The sequence below is a fragment of the Klebsiella sp. CN_Kp088 genome, assembly GCF_040064335.1.
Lineage (GTDB): Bacteria > Pseudomonadota > Gammaproteobacteria > Enterobacterales > Enterobacteriaceae > Klebsiella > Klebsiella aerogenes.
Genome location: NZ_JBEAIQ010000034.1, coordinates 16,438 through 36,408, shown reverse-complemented (window position 1 = coordinate 36,408; position 19,971 = coordinate 16,438). Strand labels below are relative to the sequence as shown.

Here is a 19,971-nt window from a genome sequence, read left to right as displayed (position 1 = left end):
TTCCGGCGGTGCCAATGGACGTTTCTTACCTGCTCGACAGCCTTAATGACAAACAGCGTGAAGCCGTAGCGGCCTCGCGCACCAATATGCTGGTTCTGGCAGGGGCGGGCAGTGGTAAGACGCGCGTACTGGTGCACCGTATCGCCTGGCTGCTGAGCGTAGAGAACTGCTCGCCATATTCCATTATGGCGGTGACCTTTACCAACAAAGCGGCGGCGGAAATGCGCCACCGTATCGGCCAACTGATGGGCACCACCCAGGGCGGTATGTGGGTCGGCACCTTCCACGGCCTGGCCCATCGCCTGCTACGCGCCCATCATCTGGATGCCAACCTGCCGCAGGATTTCCAAATCCTCGATAGCGAAGACCAGCTACGCCTGCTGAAGCGCCTGATTAAGGCGATGAACCTGGATGAGAAACAATGGCCGCCGCGTCAGGCGATGTGGTACATCAACAGCCAAAAAGATGAAGGGCTGCGCCCGCACCATATTCAGAGCTACGGCAACCCGGTCGAACAAACCTGGCAGAAGGTGTATCAGGCCTATCAGGAAGCCTGCGATCGCGCCGGGCTGGTGGACTTCGCCGAGCTGCTGCTGCGCGCGCACGAACTGTGGCTGAACAAACCGCACATCCTGCAGCACTACCGCGAGCGCTTCACCAATATTCTCGTCGACGAATTCCAGGATACCAACAACATTCAATATGCCTGGATCCGCCTGCTGGCGGGCGATACCGGCAAAGTGATGATTGTCGGCGATGATGACCAGTCGATTTACGGCTGGCGCGGCGCGCAGGTTGAAAACATTCAGCGCTTCCTGAATGACTTCCCGGGGGCGGAAACTATTCGTCTGGAGCAGAACTATCGTTCGACCAGCAATATTCTCAGCGCCGCCAACGCCCTGATTGAAAACAACAACGGGCGGTTGGGCAAAAAACTGTGGACCGACGGCGCCGACGGCGAACCCATTTCGCTGTACTGCGCCTTCAACGATCTTGATGAAGCGCGTTTCGTGGTTAACCGAATTAAAACCTGGCAGGAGAACGGCGGAGCGCTGGAGCAGTGCGCCATTCTCTATCGTAGCAACGCCCAGTCGCGCGTGCTGGAAGAGGCGCTGCTACAGGCCAGCATGCCGTACCGTATCTACGGCGGCATGCGCTTCTTCGAACGTCAGGAAATCAAAGATGCGCTCTCTTATCTGCGTCTGATTGCTAACCGCAACGATGACGCGGCGTTTGAGCGCGTGGTCAATACGCCTACCCGCGGCATCGGCGATCGTACCCTGGATGTGGTGCGCCAGACCTCGCGCGATCGTCAGCTGACGCTGTGGCAGGCCTGCCGCGAGCTGCTCAAAGAGAAAGTGCTGGCAGGCCGCGCGGCCAGCGCTCTGCAGCGCTTTATGGAGCTTATCGACGCGCTGGCGCAGGAAACTGCCGATATGCCGCTGCATGTCCAGACTGACCGGGTCATTAAAGATTCCGGCCTGCGTATGATGTACGAGCAGGAAAAAGGCGAGAAGGGCCAGACCCGTATCGAAAACTTAGAGGAACTGGTGACGGCGACGCGCCAGTTCAGCTACAACGAAGAAGATGAAGATCTGATGCCGCTACAGGCGTTCCTCTCCCACGCCGCGCTGGAAGCCGGCGAAGGGCAGGCGGATACCTGGCAGGATGCGGTACAGCTGATGACTCTGCACTCGGCAAAAGGGCTGGAGTTCCCGCAGGTGTTTATCGTCGGCGTTGAAGAGGGGATGTTCCCGAGCCAGATGGCGCTTGATGAGGGCGGTCGTCTGGAGGAAGAGCGTCGTCTGGCCTACGTCGGCGTGACGCGCGCGATGCAGAAACTGACACTGACCTACGCCGAAACCCGTCGTTTGTACGGCAAAGAGGTTTACCATCGCCCATCGCGCTTTATCGGCGAGCTGCCGGAAGAGTGCGTGGAAGAGGTGCGGCTGCGGGCTACGGTGAGCCGCCCGGTTAACCATCAGCGCCTCGGTACTCCGGTGGCGGAGAACGATACCGGCTATAAGCTGGGCCAGCGGGTCCGGCATCCGAAGTTCGGCGAAGGCACCATCGTAAACCTTGAGGGCAGCGGTGAACATAGCCGGCTGCAGGTGGCATTCCAGGGGCAGGGAATTAAATGGCTGGTTGCCGCCTATGCCCGGCTGGAAACGGTGTAACTTTAAGAAAAATATAATTTTTTTGTAATAATCTGCTAGCCTTATATGCTAAAGGGCAGGATTTGCTCTTTAGCGTTCCCTTGCGTGTTGACGCCGTTTTGGCGCTGGCGTAACATGCGCGCACGATTACGCTAAGAGGACATTCGCCTTGGACACACCCAGTAGATGCTGGCTCAACTTCCTGTCATTCAGGAACAACTCCTAAGGCTATCCCCTTATGCCGATAGCCTTAGCGGTTGTCGGCGACTCGTCCTATCCCCGTCGCTCTGAGTCAGGCTTAATGGTCTGAAACCCAAATAGTTTCTGTGTGCCCATCGAACTGTCCGATAAATTTTTTGTATTGGGAGTCCCGGTCATGCTGAGCGCATTTCAACTGGAAAATAATCGTTTAACGCGCCTTGAGGCCGATGAGATCAAGCATCTCGCCAGCTCGGTGTGGGTCGATCTGGTCGAGCCAGACGATGACGAACGTAGCCGTGTGCAAACGGAGTTAGGCCAGAACCTGGCGACGCGCCCGGAACTGGAAGACATCGAAGCGTCAGCGCGTTTCTTTGAAGACGAAGATGGTTTACACATCCACTCCTTTTTCTTTTTCGAAGATGCCGACGATCACGCCGGTAACTCAACCGTGGCGTTTACCATCCGCGAAGGCCGCCTGTTTACATTGCGCGAGCGTGAACTACCCGCTTTTCGCCTGTACCGCATGCGTGTGCGTAACCAGACGCTGGTCGACGGCAACGCCTACGAGCTGCTGTTAGATCTGTTCGAGACCAAAATCGAACAGCTGGCGGATGAGATAGAAAACATCTACAGCGACCTGGAAAAGCTGAGCCGCGTGATTATGGAAGGCCACCAGGGCGACGAGTACGACGAAGCGCTGTCGACGCTGGCGGAACTGGAAGATATCGGCTGGAAGGTTCGCCTCTGTCTGATGGATACCCAGCGCGCGCTAAACTTCCTCGTGCGCAAGGCGCGCCTGCCGGCAGGCCAGCTGGAACAGGCGCGAGAGATCCTGCGAGATATCGAATCCCTGCTGCCGCACAACGAATCGCTGTTCCAGAAGGTGAACTTCCTGATGCAGGCGGCGATGGGCTTTATCAACATCGAGCAGAACCGCATTATCAAGATCTTCTCGGTGGTTTCGGTCGTGTTCCTGCCGCCGACGCTGGTGGCGTCCAGCTATGGGATGAACTTTGAGTTTATGCCGGAACTACACTGGAGCTTTGGTTATCCGGGAGCCATCGTGTTTATGATGTTGGCAGGCCTGGCGCCGTATCTCTACTTCAAGCGTAAAAACTGGCTGTAGTTGTTGTGCCGGATGCGCTTCGCTTATCCGGGCCTACGTGTTGTGCTTTTGTAGGCCGGATAAGGCGTAGCCGACATCGGGTAATATCCTATCCCCGGCGCCCCCGTCTTTGCGTATATACCGCATCCATCACGAATATCGCCAGCGCCACCCAGATAAAGGCGAAGGTTACCATCTTATCCGTGCCCGGCACTTCACCGTAGAACGTTACCGCCAGCAGGAACATCAGCGTCGGGCCAATGTACTGGAAAAAGCCCAACGTCGACAAGCGCAGGCGGGTTGCCGCACCGGTAAAGCACAGCAGGGGGATGGTAGTTACCACGCCCGCGGCCATCAGCAGTAAATTGAGCGACCAGGGGTTGTCTCCCATATGGCTGGTTGGGCTATCGGTGATGCCGAAAAGCCAGATCGCTGCCACTGGCAGCAGCCATAGCGTTTCCACCAACATGCCGGTCTGCGCATCGACGGCGATTTTCTTACGTACCAGTCCGTAGAAGGCAAAGCTGAAGGCTAGCCCAAGGCCGATTACCGGCAGTGAGCCGAAGGTCCAAAGTTGCACCAGCACGCCGCAAAAAGCGAGGATCACCGCCAACCACTGCAGCCGACGAAAGCGTTCGCCGAGGAAAATCATCCCGAGCACGATATTAACCAGCGGGTTAATAAAGTAGCCGAGGCTAGCTTCCAGCATATGGTGGTTATTGACCGCCCAGATAAAGAGCAGCCAGTTGCCGCCGACAAGCACCGCAGAGAGCGCGAGCAGGAAGATCTTGCGCGGGGTTTTTAGCAGTTTTTTTACCTGCGGCCACTGGCGGCTGACGCTGATGAGCGCCACCATGAAAAAGAAAGACCAGATCACGCGATGGGTCAGGATTTCATCGGCGGGAACGTAGTAAATAAGTTTGAAGTACGCCGGCGCGATACCCCAGATAAAATAGGCGGCCAGCGCCAGCATAACGCCCAGCCGCGTTTGTTTTGCGTCCATTGGTAGAATCCATTGCCAAAGAGAGTGATGTTACTCGATCTGCGGCAATCAACCCACCATATAGGTGGCTGTGGCGCTGGCGATATAAACCTGCTCTTCGTTATGCAGCTCGACGCGAGCCACGGCGACTTTGTTTCCGGCACGCAGCAGGCTGCTGGTCGCGGTGAAGCGTTCGCCGCGGCCAGGGCGTAAATAATCGACGCGCAAATCGATAGTTCCCATCCGCGAGAGGCGCTGGCGCAGCTCTTCTTCGTTGATGGTGTCATGGCGAGTCAGGGTGCTGCCGACGCAGACCAACCCCGCGGCGACATCCAGCGCAGACGCAATAACGCCGCCGTGCAGAATACTCTGCGCCCAGTTGCCAACCATCATCGGCTGATTATTAAAGCTGAGCTGGGCAAACTCTTTTTCATACCGTTCCAGTTCCAGCCCAAGGGCACGGTTAAAAGGCATATGATAAACAAAAATCTCGCCCACCAGCTTTAGCGCGGCGGCGGCGGTCAGTTCAGACATAGCAGAGGTCCATTCGTTAATGAAATGTTGATTTTATGCTTCAAAAATATTGATTTCCACTTTCGGAGGCGATAACGCAGCGGGAGGTGGATAAATAGGTAGAATGGCAGCAGGACAAAACATTAATAAGAACCATTCTTCAGGAGAACAGTAATGCGTATCTCTTTAGCCTGGCTGCTGGCGCTTAGCGCGTTACCAGCAGGCGTTCTGGCGCAGGACGCGCCGATTGAACAAACCGTTCATGACAAACCCGCGGTACGGGGCAGTATTATCGCCAACCTGCTGCAGGATCATGATAATCCGTTCTTGCTTTATCCTTATGAGAGCAACTATCTGCTCTATACATGGACCAGCGATCTCAATAAAGAGGCAATTCGTAGTTACGACTGGGCCGATGACGCGCGTAAGGATGAGGTGAAGTTCCAGCTCAGCCTGGCGTTCCCGTTATGGCGCGGTATTCTCGGCGATAATTCGCTGCTTGGCGCCTCCTATACGCAAAAATCCTGGTGGCAGCTCTCTAACAGTAAAGGCTCGGCGCCGTTTCGCGAAACCAACTACGAGCCTCAGCTCTTCCTTGGCTTCGCGACGGATTATGAGTTTGCCGGCTGGACCTTGCGCGATATCGAAGTCGGCTATAACCACGACTCTAACGGCCGTTCCGATCCAACGTCACGTAGCTGGAACCGCCTGTATACTCGCCTGATGGCGCAAAACGGTAACTGGCTGGTTGAAGTGAAGCCGTGGTATGTGGTCGGCAGTACCGATGATAACCCCGATATCACCAAATACATGGGTTACTACCGCCTGAAGATTGGCTACCAGCTGGGGGAGGCTATTTTTAGCGCTCAGGGGCAATATAACTGGAATACCGGCTACGGCGGCGCGGAAATCGGGGTCAGTTACCCTATTACCAAGCACGTGCGCGCCTATACTCAGGTGTACAGCGGTTATGGCGAGTCGCTCATCGACTATAACTTCAATCAGACGCGCGTCGGCGTCGGCGTGATGCTCAACGATCTGTTTTAATCGTTGCACTCTGGCTCGCAGGCGCTGAAAATAGCGCCTGTTTTCTTTTCAGGCGAATGGGGTCAACGTGGCACAGGCGGAAGTATTAAATCAGGAATCGCTGGCTAAGCAGGTTTTACAAGAGACCTTCGGCTACCAGCAGTTCCGCCCGGGCCAGGAATCGATTATCGCCACGGCGCTGGAAGGCCGCGATTGCCTTGTAGTGATGCCGACCGGCGGCGGTAAGTCGCTGTGCTACCAGGTACCTGCATTGGTCCTCGGCGGCCTGACGGTTGTCGTGTCGCCGCTGATTTCGCTGATGAAAGACCAGGTCGATCAGCTGCTGGCGAACGGCGTCGCCGCGGCCTGTCTTAATTCAACGCAAAGCCGCGAGCAGCAGCAAGAAGTGATGGCGGGCTGCCGCAGCGGGCAGATTCGTCTGCTGTATATCGCGCCGGAACGCCTGATGCTGGACAACTTTCTCGAGCATCTGAGCCACTGGAACTTAGCGATGCTGGCGGTAGATGAGGCGCACTGTATCTCGCAGTGGGGCCATGATTTCCGCCCGGAATATGCCGCGTTGGGCCAGCTGCGCCAGCGGATGCCGCATATTCCGTTTATGGCGCTCACCGCCACCGCGGATGACACCACCCGCCGCGATATTGTTCGCCTGCTGGGGCTCAACGATCCGCTGATTCAGGTCAGTAGCTTCGATCGCCCCAATATCCGCTATATGCTGATGGAGAAATTTAAGCCGCTCGATCAGCTGATGCGTTACGTCCAGGATCAGCGCGGTAAATCAGGGATTATCTACTGTAACAGCCGTTCTAAAGTTGAAGACACCGCCGCCAGGCTGCAAAGCCGCGGCATCAGCGCGGCGGCCTACCATGCTGGTCTGGAAAATGATATTCGTGCCGACGTGCAGGAGAAATTCCAGCGCGACGATCTGCAGATCGTGGTGGCGACGGTGGCCTTCGGTATGGGCATTAACAAGCCGAACGTCCGTTTTGTGGTGCACTTTGATATCCCGCGCAACATTGAATCCTATTATCAGGAAACCGGCCGCGCCGGGCGTGACGGGCTGCCGGCGGAAGCGATGCTGTTTTACGATCCGGCGGATATGGCGTGGCTGCGCCGCTGCCTGGAGGAGAAGCCCGCCGGGCCGCTGCAGGATATTGAACGTCATAAGCTGAATGCGATGGGCGCCTTTGCCGAAGCGCAGACCTGTCGCCGTCTGGTGCTGCTGAACTATTTTGGCGAAGGGCGTCAGGAGCCGTGCGGCAACTGTGATATCTGTCTTGATCCGCCAAAGCAGTACGATGGCTTAATGGACGCGCGTAAGGCGCTTTCAACTATTTATCGGGTGAATCAGCGCTTCGGGATGGGCTATGTGGTTGAAGTACTCCGCGGCGCCAACAATCAGCGTATCCGCGACCTGAACCACGATAAACTGCCGGTGTACGGTATTGGTCGCGAGCAGAGCCACGAGCATTGGGTGAGCGTGATTCGTCAGTTAATTCACCTCGGACTGGTTACGCAAAATATTGCCCAGCACTCCGCGCTGCAGCTCACCGAGGCCGCGCGTCCGGTACTGCGCGGTGAAGTCCCGCTGCAGCTCGCCGTGCCGCGTATCGTGGCGCTAAAACCGAAAGCGATGCAGAAATCCTTCGGCGGCAATTATGACCGCAAGCTGTTCGCCAAGCTGCGTAAATTACGTAAAGCGATCGCCGACGAGGAGAATATCCCGCCCTATGTCGTCTTTAACGACGCGACGCTGATTGAGATGGCCGAACAGTCGCCGCTCACCGCCGGGGAAATGCTCAGCGTCAACGGCGTGGGGACCCGCAAGCTTGAGCGCTTCGGTAAAGAATTCATGGCGCTGATACGTGCTCATGTCGATGGCGATGATGAGTAGTCAGCCGCGGGAAAAGGTGCCAGAATAGTTTCCTTCTTCACTATTTCCCTGCGAGTTAAACATGTTGATGCTTTTTCTCACCGTGGCGCTGGTGCACATCATTGCGCTAATGAGTCCGGGGCCGGATTTTTTCTTTGTTTCGCAAACCGCGGTGAGCCGCTCGCGCAAAGAGGCGATGATGGGCGTGCTGGGGATCACCGGCGGCGTGATGGTCTGGGCGGGCGTAGCGCTGCTCGGCTTGCACCTGATTATCGAGAAAATGGCCTGGCTGCATACGTTGATTATGGTCGGCGGCGGTCTCTATCTGTGCTGGATGGGCTATCAAATGCTGCGCGGCGCGCTGAAGAAAAACGACATTGTCACGGCGGAACCGCAGGTTGAGTTGGCGCGTAGCGGACGCAGTTTCCTGAAGGGCCTGCTGACCAATCTCGCCAATCCGAAAGCCATTATCTACTTCGGCTCGGTCTTTTCACTGTTCGTTGGCGATAACATCGGCGCCGGTGCGCGTTGGGGGATTTTCCTGCTGATCGTCCTTGAAACGCTGGCGTGGTTCACCATCGTAGCCAGCCTCTTCGCACTGCCGAAAATGCGCCGCGGCTATCAGCGGATGGCAAAGTGGATAGACGGCATCGCAGGAACCCTGTTTGCCGGTTTCGGCATTCATCTGATCATTTCGCGCTAACTCGTCATGCGATTATCCACCCGGTTTGTTGCCGGGTGGGGCAGACATTAGTGACGAAGGCGCTGTAGTTCATCCCTGGTCAAACCGGTCATTTCCAGGATAGCATCGTCATCCATACCGCGATTGAGCATCGCTGCGGCGACCTGTAAAAGGGCCTGTAGTTTTCCTTCTTTAATGCCTTCTTTAATACCTTTCTCTCTGCCTTCTGCGAGCCACGTTTCTGCCAGAGTCATTAGCATTCCTCCATGCTGCGGCACACGCTGTGCCAGCCCATACAATAGCGCCCGAATATCCTGAGCTTCTCCCGCCTGAGCCATATATTTTATCAGCACGGCGATTTGTTGTCCGCTCATCTGCTCCAACATTAAGAGGTGGGTCAACTTGTCAAGCAGCTGTGCCATATCGCGCTGGCGAATATGTTTTTGTACCAGCGTAAGCGCCGCCATACTGCGGTGGCGCATAATTTCGTCATCAGGGATCACCGTAATATCGACCAGCGGAAATGCACCTGAATAGAGCTGATGGGCAAGCATCGAGTCGTCAAAATTATCCAGCCAGTTCAGCGACCAGGGATAGGGGCTGCGACGTCCTTGATAAAAGAGAATGGGAATTACCAGCGGTAACGTTTTATGACCATTCTCCAGATGCCTCTGCATGGCGGCGATGGCGTAGCGCATCAGACGAAACGCCATCAGTTTATCAGGTGAACTCTGGTGTTCTATCAGAACATGGATATACCCCGGGCCGCGGTTTGTCTCCAGCGAATAAAGAATATCGCTGTAGTAGGGCCGCAGGTCATCTTCCAGAAAACTCTCGGATTCCAGGCGCAGCGTATCCAGTTTGCAAACCTGAATTAACGCCGGAGGAAGGTGGATCTCGATAAAATCGCGCGCCGTTTCGACCCGCGACAGAAAGGTCTTAAAGACTGCATCATGTGGGGTTGCCGTTTCCGCCATTTCGTTCATCCGTGAATAAACCCAATGGCGGCATTCTGGCACTGAAAAGGCGGGGCCGACAGCGCGCGGATAAAGTCTCTTTCATCTTTGCGCGCCAGCACGCGTGATAATACGACTCCGGCCGCAAGTGGCCTCGCGCTATGCGAGCGCCATTCCAGTTTCAGGCGTGACGAGCGGAAGCGAGCAGCGCCCCCACCAGCATAAACAGCGAACCAAACACTTTATTCAGCGCCTTCATCTGCTTCGGACCTTTAATCCAGGCCGCAATGCGCTGCGCCAGCGTCGCGTAACCGATCATCACAATGATATCGACCACAATGGTGGTGACGCCGAGTACCAGGTACTGCATCACCTGTGGCTGATGCGGGACGATGAACTGGGGAAACAGCGCAGCGAGGAAGACGATACTTTTTGGGTTGGTCAGATTGACGAACACCGCGCGTTGATAGAGCTTACCGCGGCTTTGAGTTCGCGCCAGCGTATTCAGGTCAATTGAACCCGCCGCCCGCCACTGCTGGATCCCCAGCCAGATAAGATAGGCCGCGCCCGCCCATTTCAACACTTCGAATGCCAGTACCGAGCGGGAGAAGAGCGTGCCCAGACCGACGCCGACCAGCACGATATGAATGGCCAATCCGGTTTGCAGGCCGGCAATAGAGGCCGCCGCGCCGCGATAGCCGTGGTTGATGGATGTGGTCATGGTATTGATCGCGCCGGAACCCGGCGACAGGCTGAGAATGATTGATGTCAGCAGATAAGCGAACCACCACTCGAAGGTCATGAGAATCTCCCTGATTGTCTATTTTTATGCCACAATACGCTATTGCATCAGCATTGTGTGATGTGCGACAAAAAAACGATTTTCAGCGGTTAACAGGGGTGTAAACCCGATGTTTGGGCAGCAAAAGGACTGGGACACACGAGAAAACGCGTTTGCGGCCTTTACCATGGGGCCGCTGACGGATTTCTGGCATCAGCGGGAAGAAGCTGAATTTACGGGCGTCGATAAGGTTCCGGTACGCTTTGTGCGCTTTTGCGCGGCAAATAACGATCGGCTGGTGGTTATTTGCCCCGGCCGCATCGAAAGCTACGTGAAGTATGCCGAACTAGCCTACGATCTCTTCCACAGCGGCTTTGACGTGATGATTATCGATCACCGCGGTCAGGGGCGCTCCGGTAGGTTGCTGTCTGATACCCACCGCGGTCATGTTGTGCGCTTTAGCGATTATGTTGACGATCTGGCTGCGCTCTGGCAGCAGGAAGTGGTTCCCGGCCACTGGCGTAAACGTTTTATTCTCGCCCACTCGATGGGCGGCGCCATTGCCACGCTGTTCTTGCAGCGTCACCGGCAGCATTGCGACGCCATTGCCTTATGCGCGCCAATGTTTGGCATCATCATGCGCCTGCCGGACTGGATGGTGCGCCATATTCTCGACTGGGCTGAGGGCCATCAGCGTATTCGTGAAGAGTATGCCATCGGTACGGGCCGCTGGCGGGCGCTGCCGTTTTCGCTCAATGTGTTGACTCATAGCCGTCAGCGCTATCGTCGCAACCTGCGTTTTTATGCCGACGATCCGCGGTTGCGCGTCGGCGGGCCGACCTATCACTGGGTGCGCGAAGGTATTCTGGCCGGTGAAGAGATATTGTCTGGCGTCGAGAAAGATACGACTCCGACGTTATTGATTCAGGCCGAGGATGAAAAGGTGGTCGATAACCTGATGCACGACCGCTATTGTGAACTCCGTTCCGCTGCCGGGCACCCTTGTGAAGGCGATAAGCCGCTCGTTATTGAAGGGGCATATCATGAGATCCTTTTTGAAAAGGACGCTATGCGCTCAGTCGCGCTAAATGCCATCGTCGATTTTTTCAATCGACATACTTAATCCGACGATAGATCTCGTCGCCCTGCTTAGAGGTTAAATTTTTTATGTACCAGGTTGTTGCGTCTGATTTAGATGGCACGCTGCTTTCTCCCGACCATTTCCTCACCCCCTATGCCAAAGAGACGCTGAAGCTACTCACCGCGCGCGGGATAAATTTCGTTTTCGCCACTGGCCGCCACTACATCGATGTGGGGCAGATCCGCGATAATCTCGGCATTAAGTCGTACATGATCACCTCTAACGGCGCGCGGGTACACGATAGCGAAGGTAAACAAATCTTCGCTCATAACCTCGACCGCGATATCGCCAGCGATCTGTTTGAGATGGTGCGTAACGATGTGAAGATTGTGACCAACGTCTATCGTGAAGATGAATGGTTTATGAATCGCCATCGCCCGGAAGAGATGCGCTTCTTCAAAGAGGCGGTGTTCAACTACAAGCTTTATGAACCGGGCGAGCTGGATGCGGATGGCATCAGCAAAGTTTTCTTCACTTGTGAAGATCATGAACATCTGCTGCCGCTTGAGCAGGCTATCAACGCGCGCTGGGGCGACCGCGTGAATGTGAGTTTCTCCACATTGACCTGCCTTGAAGTGATGGCCGGCGGTGTTTCGAAAGGGCATGCGCTGGAGGCCGTCGCGAAAATGCTCGGCTACAGCCTCAAAGAGTGTATCGCCTTTGGCGACGGCATGAACGATGCCGAGATGCTGTCGATGGCCGGTAAAGGCTGCATCATGGCGAACGCCCATCAGCGGTTGAAGGATTTGCATCCGGAGCTGGAAGTGATCGGCAGCAATGCTGAGGATGCCGTACCGCATTACCTGCGCAAGCTGTACCTCGATTGATAAAGATTGACGACTGGCTAATAACTGGCCAGTCGTCAACCTCTCTCTCCGCTACAATGCCTGTTCTTTATTCAATGAGACGACCATTGTGGCGCTATTAATTATCACCACTATCCTGTGGGCCTTTTCTTTTAGCCTGATTGGCGAATACCTTGCCGGTAGCGTCGATAGCTATTTTTCCGTGCTGATGCGCGTGGGCCTGGCAGCGCTGGTGTTTTTGCCTTTCCTGCGTACGCGCGGCCAGTCTCCGCGCACCATCGTACTCTATATGCTAGTGGGGGCGATGCAGCTTGGCATCATGTATTTGCTGGCTTTCCGCGCCTATCTTTATCTGACGGTCTCGGAATTTCTGTTGTTTACGGTCTTTACCCCGCTGTATATCACCCTGATTTACGATCTGCTCAGCGGCCGTAAACTGCGCTGGGGCTATCTGCTTAGCGCGGCGCTGGCGGTGTTAGGGGCGGCGATCATCCGCTATGACAAAGTCAGCGATCATTTCTGGACCGGGCTATTGCTGGTGCAGTTGTCGAATATCTGCTTCGCCATCGGCATGGTGGGCTACAAGCGTTTGATGGAAGTCCGCCCGATGCCGCAACACAATGCTTTTGCCTGGTTCTATGCCGGCGCCTTTATTGTGGCGGTAGCGGCGTGGTTTATGCTGGGCAATCCGCAGAGGCTACCGACTACCGGCCTGCAGTGGGGAATCCTGGTCTGGCTTGGCGTGGTCGCATCCGGATTGGGTTATTTCATGTGGAACTACGGCGCGACGCAGGTGGATGCCGGTACGTTGGGGATCATGAATAACGTTCACGTCCCCGCCGGGCTGTTGGTTAATCTCGCTATCTGGCAGGAGCAGCCTCACTGGCCAAGCTTTATCATTGGCGCGCTGGTAATCCTGGCTTCGCTATGGGTCCATCGCCGCTGGGTCGCTCCGCACTCCGTACAAACGGCAGATGATCGCAAGCGTGGTTCCGCGCTGAGCGAATAAACGCTTCTGTTACCGGCTGGCGTTGCTCGCCATCGCGCACTGCAGCATACAGCCGGCTCCACAGTCCTTCTCCCAGGGTTTTGGTGACAATCAAACCCTGGCGTTCAAAACTTTCCACCACCCAGTGCGGCAGGGCGGCAATACCCATTCGTGCGGCAACCATCTGAATCAACAGCAGCGTGTTATCGACGCTTTTCAACTGTGGGCTGATCCCCGCCGGTTGCAGGAAGTGGCGCCAGATATCCAGCCGCCCGCGCTGTACCGGATAAATCAGTAACGTTTCCGCAGCCAGATCTTCCGGGGAGATGCGCGTTTTTGCCGCCAGCGGATGTTCCGGAGCTAACACCAGACGAACTTCATAATCAAACATTGGTGAATAGTGCAGGCCGCTACGCGGCAAAATATCTGAGGTCATCACCAGATCGAGTTCACCCTGCTGCAGGGCTGGCTGCGGGTCAAAGGTGACGCCGGACTGAAAATCAACTTCCACCAGCGGCCAGCGGACGCGGAAGCTTTCCAGCGCCGGGGTGAGCCATTGAATACAGCTATGGCACTCAATCGCCAGCCGCAGACGGGTTTGCTGTGGTTCATTGCAATCCTGTAGCGCGCGAGCGATCTGCGGCAGTACCTGATTGGCCAACTGCAGCAGAATTTCTCCTTGCGGCGTGAAGCGTAGCGGCTGGCTTTTACGCACAAACAAACGGAAGCCAAGGCGCTGTTCCAGATCGCTAAACTGGTGGGACAGGGCCGACTGGGTTTGGTGCAGGGCCGCCGCCGCGCCCGCCAGCGAACCGCTGTTCCGCAACGCCTGTAGCGTTTTCAGGTGCTTAATCTCGATCATGAATGTCCTTCACTTCGGCATGAATAATTTGCGCTTGAGGAATATACAGTACCTTTACATTATGGATGTGTAAACATCTGGATGGCTAAATGCAAAAAATTCCATAAGGGGCATAACATGACAATCCTCAATCACACCCTCGGTTTTCCTCGCGTTGGCCTTCGCCGCGAGCTGAAAAAAGCGCAAGAGAGCTACTGGGCGGGCAAGGCCACGCGTGAAGATCTGCTGGCGGTAGGTCGCGAACTGCGCGCTCGTCACTGGGAGCAGCAGAAACAGGCGGGCATTGATCTGCTGCCGGTGGGCGATTTTGCCTGGTACGACCATGTTCTGACCACCAGCCTGCTGTTGGGCAACGTGCCGGCTCGTCATCAGAACAAAGACGGCACCGTCGATATCGATACTCTGTTCCGTATTGGTCGCGGTCGCGCGCCGACCGGCGAACCCGCTGCCGCCGCGGAAATGACCAAGTGGTTCAATACCAACTATCACTACATGGTGCCGGAATTTGTCCAGGGCCAGCAGTTCAAGCTGAGCTGGACTCAACTGTTGGATGAAGTGGACGAAGCGCTGGCGCTGGGCCACAAGATTAAGCCCGTACTGCTGGGGCCGGTAACGTATCTGTGGCTGGGCAAAGTAAAAGGCGAACAGTTTGACCGTTTAAGCCTGCTGAACGATATCCTTCCGGTTTACCAGCAGGTACTGGGCGAGCTGGCGAAACGCGGCATTGAGTGGGTGCAGATTGATGAACCGGCGCTGGTACTGGAGCTGCCGCAAGCATGGTTGGATGCCTTTAAACCGGCTTATGAGGCCCTGCAGGGGCAGGTAAAACTACTGCTGACTACCTATTTTGAAGGGATCGCCGACAACCTTGATGTTATCACCGCGCTGCCGGTACAGGGGCTTCACGTCGATCTGGTGCATGGCAAAGATGATGTTGCTGAACTACATAAACGTCTGCCGGCCGACTGGCTGTTATCCGCCGGGCTGATCAACGGTCGTAACGTCTGGCGCGCCGATCTCACGGAAAAATATGCGCAAATTAAGGCGATTGTCGGTCAACGCGAACTATGGGTCGCCTCTTCCTGCTCCTTGCTGCATAGCCCGATCGATCTGAGCGTAGAGACCCGTCTTGATGCCGAAGTAAAAAGTTGGTTTGCTTTCGCCCTGCAGAAGTGCGGCGAACTGGCGCTGCTGCGCGATGCGCTGAACAGCGGTGATACGACGGCGATCGAGGCGTGGAGCGCGCCAATCCAGGCTCGTCGCCATTCGACTCGCGTACACAACGCGGCAGTGGAAAAACGGCTGGCGGCAATCACCGCTCAGGACAGCCAGCGCGCCAGTCCTTATGCTGAGCGCGCACAAGCGCAGCGCAGGCGCTTTAACTTGCCAGCATGGCCGACGACGACGATCGGTTCATTCCCGCAGACAACCGAAATTCGTACCCTACGTCTGGACTTCAAAAAGGGCAATCTTGATGCCAGTCATTATCGGACGGGTATTGCCGAACATATTAAGCAGGCGATCGTCGAACAAGAACGTCTGGGTTTAGACGTGCTGGTGCACGGAGAAGCCGAGCGTAATGACATGGTGGAGTATTTCGGTGAGCATCTGGACGGTTTCATCTTTACGCAAAACGGTTGGGTGCAAAGCTATGGCTCTCGCTGCGTGAAGCCGCCGGTGGTTATCGGCGACGTCAGCCGTCCGCAAGCGATCACCGTCGAGTGGGCGAAGTACGCGCAGTCTCTTACCGACAAGCCGGTCAAAGGCATGTTGACCGGTCCGGTGACCATTCTGTGCTGGTCCTTCCCGCGCGAAGATGTCAGCCGTGAAACCATCGCGAAGCAGATTGCGCTGGCGCTGCGCGATGAAGTGGCGGATCTGGAGGCGGCCGGTATCGGTATTATTCAGATTGATGAACCGGCACTGCGCGAAGGTCTGCCGCTGAAGCGCAGTGATTGGGATGCTTATCTACAGTGGGGCGTCGAAGCTTTCCGCATCAACGCCGCGGTTGCTAAGGATGATACCCAGATTCATACCCACATGTGTTATTGCGAGTTCAATGACATCATGGATTCTATCGCCGCGCTGGATGCCGACGTCATCACCATTGAAACTTCGCGTTCTGACATGGAACTGCTGGAGTCGTTTGAAGAGTTCGAATATCCGAACGAAATCGGCCCGGGCGTTTATGATATTCACTCGCCAAACGTACCGAGCGTGGAGTGGATTGAAGGGTTGCTGGAGAAGGCCGCGCAGCGTATTCCGGCGGAGCGCTTGTGGGTTAACCCGGACTGCGGCCTGAAAACCCGTGGCTGGCCGGAAACTCGCGCCGCGCTGGCTAACATGGTGCAAGCGGCGCAGAATCTGCGCGAATCAGCCTGATAGATACGCGGAAAACAACAGAGGAGGCCACGGCCTCCTCTTTTCATGTATCAGGCGAGTTACCCTTTTTTACCGCCATATTGAGCAAACCAGGCCAGCATTCGCTGCCAGCCGTCTTTGGCTGACTCTTCGTGATAGCTGGCGCGATAGTCGGCGTTAAAAGCGTGATCGGCCTCGGGATAGACCACGATCTCGGCGTTCGCATTCGCCGCCCGCAGCGCCTGGCGCATGGTCTCGACGGTATCCTGCGGAATGCTGGCGTCTTTAGCGCCGTACAGGCCAAGTACCGGCGCGTTGAGGTCGACGGCGATATCCACCGGGTGTTTTGGCGAATTCAGCGATTTTTCTCCCACCAGTTTGCCATACCAGGCGACGCCTGCCTTCAACTGCGGGTTATGCGCGGCATACAGCCAGGTGATGCGCCCGCCCCAGCAGAAACCGGTGATCAGCAGACGATGGGCATCGCCGCCGTGGCGTGCCGCCCAACTGGCGACGTGGTCGAGATCCGCCAGCACCTGTGCGTCAGGCACCTTAGTGACCAGTTCTTTGAACAGGGTAGGGATATCGTTGTACTCATTCGGATCGCCCTGGCGGAAGTAGAGTTCTGGCGCAATCGCCAGATAGCCTTCCTGCGCCAGGCGGCGGCACAGATCGCGAATATGCTCATGTACGCCGAAAATTTCCTGCACCACGATAACGATCGGCAGCGGGCCGTCGGCGTTTTTCGGGCGGGCGTGATAGGCCGGCATATTCTCGCCCTGCGATGGGATCGAGGTTTCTCCGGCGGTAATGTGCTCATCCGACGTATGGACGGCGGTAGAGGCGTGCGGCGAGGCTGCAGGTGCGAATCCGGGTTGCTTGGTGGTGGTCATGGTATTCTCCGTACCCTTATTTATTAGCGCATCGATAAATATAGACTCTTAGACTGAACGTTAATAAAGCACAGTGCCTGAAAGCGGCTATCTTTTGTTCTGTGACCGCGAATATAACTTGTTAATGTGATGTAAATCACTATTTGTTGAAAAACAAATGCAATCATTATTATGCATGGTGACTATCATCACAAAAATAAGCGAGTGGCTTCTGTAAAGTACCCTTTTGCTTCTGCTGATACTTCGACCCACAGAGGAGTTTTTTATGTCCAAGTCTGATGTTTTTCATCTCGGCCTCACTAAGAACGATTTACAAGGGGCTACGCTGGCTATCGTCCCTGGCGATCCGGAGCGTGTGGAAAAGATCGCCGCGCTGATGGATAAGCCGGTTAAGCTGGCATCACATCGTGAATTTACCTCCTGGCGCGCTGAGCTGGACGGCAAACCGGTGATTGTTTGCTCCACCGGTATCGGCGGCCCGTCGACCTCTATCGCCGTGGAAGAGCTGGCGCAGCTGGGGGTTCGTACCTTCCTGCGTATCGGTACCACCGGCGCGATTCAGCCGCATATCAATGTTGGCGATGTACTGGTGACGACCGGTTCTGTCCGTCTGGACGGCGCCAGCCTGCACTTCGCGCCGATGGAGTTCCCGGCCGTTGCTGACTTCGCCTGTACCACCGCGCTGGTGGAAGCGGCGAAATCAATCGGCGCGACCACGCATATCGGCGTGACTGCCTCCTCTGATACCTTCTATCCAGGCCAGGAGCGTTACGACACCTTCTCCGGCCGCGTCGTGAGCCGTTTCAAAGGCTCGATGGAAGAGTGGCAGGCAATGGGCGTCATGAACTATGAAATGGAATCCGCTACGCTGCTGACCATGTGCGCCAGCCAGGGCCTGCGCGCAGGGATGGTGGCAGGGGTTATCGTCAACCGTACCCAGCAAGAGATCCCTAACGCCGAAACCATGAAGCAAACCGAAATCCACGCGGTGAAAATCGTTGTGGAAGCGGCGCGCCGTCTGCTGTAGTTCTTCTCTCTTTCTCACAGGGCCGGATCTTCCGGCCTTTTTTTTGCGTAGCGCCTCGCAGGAAAATCCTTTTCAACTGGACGTTTGTACAGCACAATTCTATTTTTGTGCCGTAAGTGGTTGCCGGGGAGGCGTTGTGGATATCTCTATTGTGATAAGCGCCGTGGTGGCGCTGGCGGCAGGGTTAATCGTTGGCTGGCTGGCGACAAAAGCCCGCGCCGATCAAATCCGTGCCGATCTCATTGAAGAGCGCCGCGAGCTGGATATTGAACTTAGCGCCGCACGTCAGCAGCTGGTGCAGGAATCGCACTGGCGCGATGAGTGCGAACTTCTCAACAACGAGCTGCGCAGCCTGCGTGATATCAACACCTCGCTGGAGGCCGACCTGCGTGAAGTGACCACCCGTCTGGAATCCACGCAGTTGCACGCCGAAGATAAAATTCGCCAGATGGTCAACAGCGAGCAGCGCCTGAGCGAGCAGTTTGAAAACCTGGCGAACCGCATATTTGAGCACAGCAACCGCCGGGTTGATGAACAAAATCGCCAGAGCCTGCATGGCCTGCTGACGCCGCTGCGCGAACAGCTCGACGGCTTCCGTCGCCAGGTGCAGGACAGCTTCGGCCAGGAGGCGCGTGAGCGCCACACGCTGGCGCACGAAATCCGCAATTTGCAACAGCTGAACGCACAGATGGCGCAAGAGGCGCTGAACCTGACGAAAGCGCTGAAGGGTGATAACAAAACTCAGGGCAACTGGGGAGAAGTGGTGCTAACCCGCGTGCTGGAGGCCTCCGGCCTGCGCGAAGGCTATGAGTATCAAACTCAGGTGAGCATCGAAACCGATAACCGCTCGCGGATGCAGCCGGATGTTATCGTGCGTCTGCCGCAGGGCAAAGACGTGGTTATCGACGCCAAAATGACCCTCGTCGCCTATGAGCGCTACTTCAACGCTGACGACGACTACACCCGCGAAGCGGCGCTACAGGAGCATATTGCCTCGGTGCGTAACCACATTCGCCTGCTGGGGCGTAAAGATTACCAACAACTGCCGGGGCTTCGTTCGCTCGACTATGTGCTGATGTTCATCCCCGTTGAGCCGGCGTTCCTGCTGGCTATCGACCGCCAACCTGAGCTTATCAGCGAGGCGCTGAAGAACAATATTATGCTGGTTAGCCCGACAACCTTGCTGGTGGCGTTGCGCACCATCGCCAACTTGTGGCGCTATGAGCATCAAAGCCGTAACGCGCAAAAAATCGCCGAGCGCGCCGGGCGCCTGTATGACAAGATGCGGCTGTTTGTCGACGATATGTCGGCTATCGGTCAAAGCCTTGATAAAGCGCAGGATAACTATCGCCAGGCGATGAAAAAGCTCGCCTCCGGGCGCGGCAACCTGCTGGTACAGGCCGAGTCATTCCGTGGCCTGGGGGTCGAGGTTAAGCGCGGGATTAATCCTGATTTAGTCGAGCAGGCCACGGCGCAGGATGAAGAATATCGCCTTGAGGAAGATGAAAATTCACCGCAGGAAGATGTGTTTAGCGCCGATTCCGACCCTGCAGTGAGCGCAAACGAGCACGTCAGGCCAAGCTGAAACGTATGGGAA

The 19,971-nt window shown here is 56.1% G+C and carries 17 protein-coding genes; 11 read left to right on the top strand and 6 right to left on the bottom strand.

All coding sequences use genetic code 11. The features are described from left to right. Positions 1 to 14 precede the first annotated feature (14 nt). Both uvrD and corA read left to right on the top strand, forming a co-directional pair. Positions 15 to 2,177, top strand: coding sequence for a DNA helicase II (uvrD, locus tag ABLV08_RS21320; protein WP_032709535.1), 2,163 nt, complete (start codon positions 15 to 17; stop codon positions 2,175 to 2,177). 355 nt (positions 2,178 to 2,532) lie between these two features. Further along, positions 2,533 to 3,483 (top strand): magnesium/cobalt transporter CorA, encoded by a 951-nt coding sequence (corA, locus tag ABLV08_RS21315; protein ID WP_002883400.1) that lies wholly within the window; start codon positions 2,533 to 2,535, stop codon positions 3,481 to 3,483. Between the two features lie 88 nt (positions 3,484 to 3,571). On the opposite strand, the gene rarD is transcribed toward corA, so the two are convergent. Further along, positions 3,572 to 4,465: an EamA family transporter RarD gene (gene rarD / locus ABLV08_RS21310; RefSeq protein ID WP_015368860.1), complete on the bottom strand. Its 894-nt coding sequence runs from the start codon at positions 4,463 to 4,465 to the stop codon at positions 3,572 to 3,574. A gap of 48 nt (positions 4,466 to 4,513) precedes the next feature. Beyond that, positions 4,514 to 4,978, bottom strand: coding sequence for an acyl-CoA thioesterase YigI (gene yigI, locus ABLV08_RS21305; protein WP_004097567.1), 465 nt, complete (start codon positions 4,976 to 4,978; stop codon positions 4,514 to 4,516). 153 nt (positions 4,979 to 5,131) lie between these two features. Here yigI and pldA point away from each other — a divergent pair, with 153 nt between their 5' ends. The 3 genes from pldA to rhtC all read left to right on the top strand — a co-directional run bounded on the left by pldA (position 5,132) and on the right by rhtC (position 8,580). After that, the gene (pldA, locus tag ABLV08_RS21300; RefSeq protein ID WP_032709537.1) at positions 5,132 to 6,004 is read left to right on the top strand and encodes a phospholipase A; all 873 of its coding nucleotides are present in this window, start codon (positions 5,132 to 5,134) and stop codon (positions 6,002 to 6,004) included. Positions 6,005 to 6,071: 67 nt separating this feature from the next. Continuing rightward, complete coding sequence (gene recQ, locus ABLV08_RS21295; protein WP_015368858.1) at positions 6,072 to 7,898, top strand: ATP-dependent DNA helicase RecQ; 1,827 nt, start codon at positions 6,072 to 6,074, stop codon at positions 7,896 to 7,898. Positions 7,899 to 7,959: 61 nt separating this feature from the next. Beyond that, complete coding sequence (gene rhtC, locus ABLV08_RS21290; RefSeq protein WP_032709539.1) at positions 7,960 to 8,580, top strand: threonine export protein RhtC; 621 nt, start codon at positions 7,960 to 7,962, stop codon at positions 8,578 to 8,580. A 47-nt stretch (positions 8,581 to 8,627) separates the two neighbouring features. On the opposite strand, the gene ABLV08_RS21285 is transcribed toward rhtC, so the two are convergent. Both ABLV08_RS21285 and rhtB read right to left on the bottom strand, forming a co-directional pair. Next, positions 8,628 to 9,536, bottom strand: a complete 909-nt coding sequence (locus ABLV08_RS21285) for an Rpn family recombination-promoting nuclease/putative transposase (RefSeq protein ID WP_348856239.1) — start codon at positions 9,534 to 9,536, stop codon at positions 8,628 to 8,630. Positions 9,537 to 9,696: 160 nt separating this feature from the next. Beyond that, positions 9,697 to 10,317 (bottom strand): homoserine/homoserine lactone efflux protein, encoded by a 621-nt coding sequence (gene rhtB, locus ABLV08_RS21280; RefSeq protein ID WP_032713807.1) that lies wholly within the window; start codon positions 10,315 to 10,317, stop codon positions 9,697 to 9,699. A 109-nt stretch (positions 10,318 to 10,426) separates the two neighbouring features. On the opposite strand from rhtB, the gene pldB reads away from it, so the two are divergent. From pldB to ABLV08_RS21265, 3 genes are all read left to right on the top strand, one after another. Beyond that, positions 10,427 to 11,419, top strand: a complete 993-nt coding sequence (gene pldB / locus ABLV08_RS21275; RefSeq protein ID WP_015703989.1) for a lysophospholipase L2 — start codon at positions 10,427 to 10,429, stop codon at positions 11,417 to 11,419. Between the two features lie 44 nt (positions 11,420 to 11,463). Next, positions 11,464 to 12,264, top strand: a complete 801-nt coding sequence (gene yigL / locus ABLV08_RS21270; protein WP_020077589.1) for a sugar/pyridoxal phosphate phosphatase YigL — start codon at positions 11,464 to 11,466, stop codon at positions 12,262 to 12,264. Between the two features lie 88 nt (positions 12,265 to 12,352). After that, entirely contained in the window at positions 12,353 to 13,252 is a 900-nt protein-coding gene (locus ABLV08_RS21265; RefSeq protein WP_015368852.1) for a carboxylate/amino acid/amine transporter, read from the top strand. Here ABLV08_RS21265 and metR read toward each other — a convergent pair. After that, positions 13,140 to 14,093, bottom strand: a complete 954-nt coding sequence (gene metR, locus ABLV08_RS21260) for an HTH-type transcriptional regulator MetR (RefSeq protein ID WP_045389271.1) — start codon at positions 14,091 to 14,093, stop codon at positions 13,140 to 13,142. The genes ABLV08_RS21265 and metR overlap by 113 nt on opposite strands. A gap of 117 nt (positions 14,094 to 14,210) precedes the next feature. Here metR and metE point away from each other — a divergent pair, with 117 nt between their 5' ends. Beyond that, on the top strand, positions 14,211 to 16,475 hold the full coding sequence (metE, locus tag ABLV08_RS21255) for a 5-methyltetrahydropteroyltriglutamate--homocysteine S-methyltransferase (RefSeq protein ID WP_045389269.1): 2,265 nt from the start codon (positions 14,211 to 14,213) through the stop codon (positions 16,473 to 16,475). A gap of 59 nt (positions 16,476 to 16,534) precedes the next feature. Here metE and ABLV08_RS21250 read toward each other — a convergent pair whose 3' ends face one another. Next, a complete protein-coding gene (locus ABLV08_RS21250) occupies positions 16,535 to 17,347 on the bottom strand; it encodes a dienelactone hydrolase family protein (protein WP_015703993.1) in 813 nt (270 codons plus the stop codon). A gap of 265 nt (positions 17,348 to 17,612) precedes the next feature. Here ABLV08_RS21250 and udp point away from each other — a divergent pair, with 265 nt between their 5' ends. Further along, positions 17,613 to 18,374 (top strand): uridine phosphorylase, encoded by a 762-nt coding sequence (udp, locus tag ABLV08_RS21245; RefSeq protein WP_348856238.1) that lies wholly within the window; start codon positions 17,613 to 17,615, stop codon positions 18,372 to 18,374. A 136-nt stretch (positions 18,375 to 18,510) separates the two neighbouring features. After that, positions 18,511 to 19,959, top strand: a complete 1,449-nt coding sequence (gene rmuC / locus ABLV08_RS21240; protein ID WP_045389267.1) for a DNA recombination protein RmuC — start codon at positions 18,511 to 18,513, stop codon at positions 19,957 to 19,959. Positions 19,960 to 19,971 lie beyond the last annotated feature (12 nt).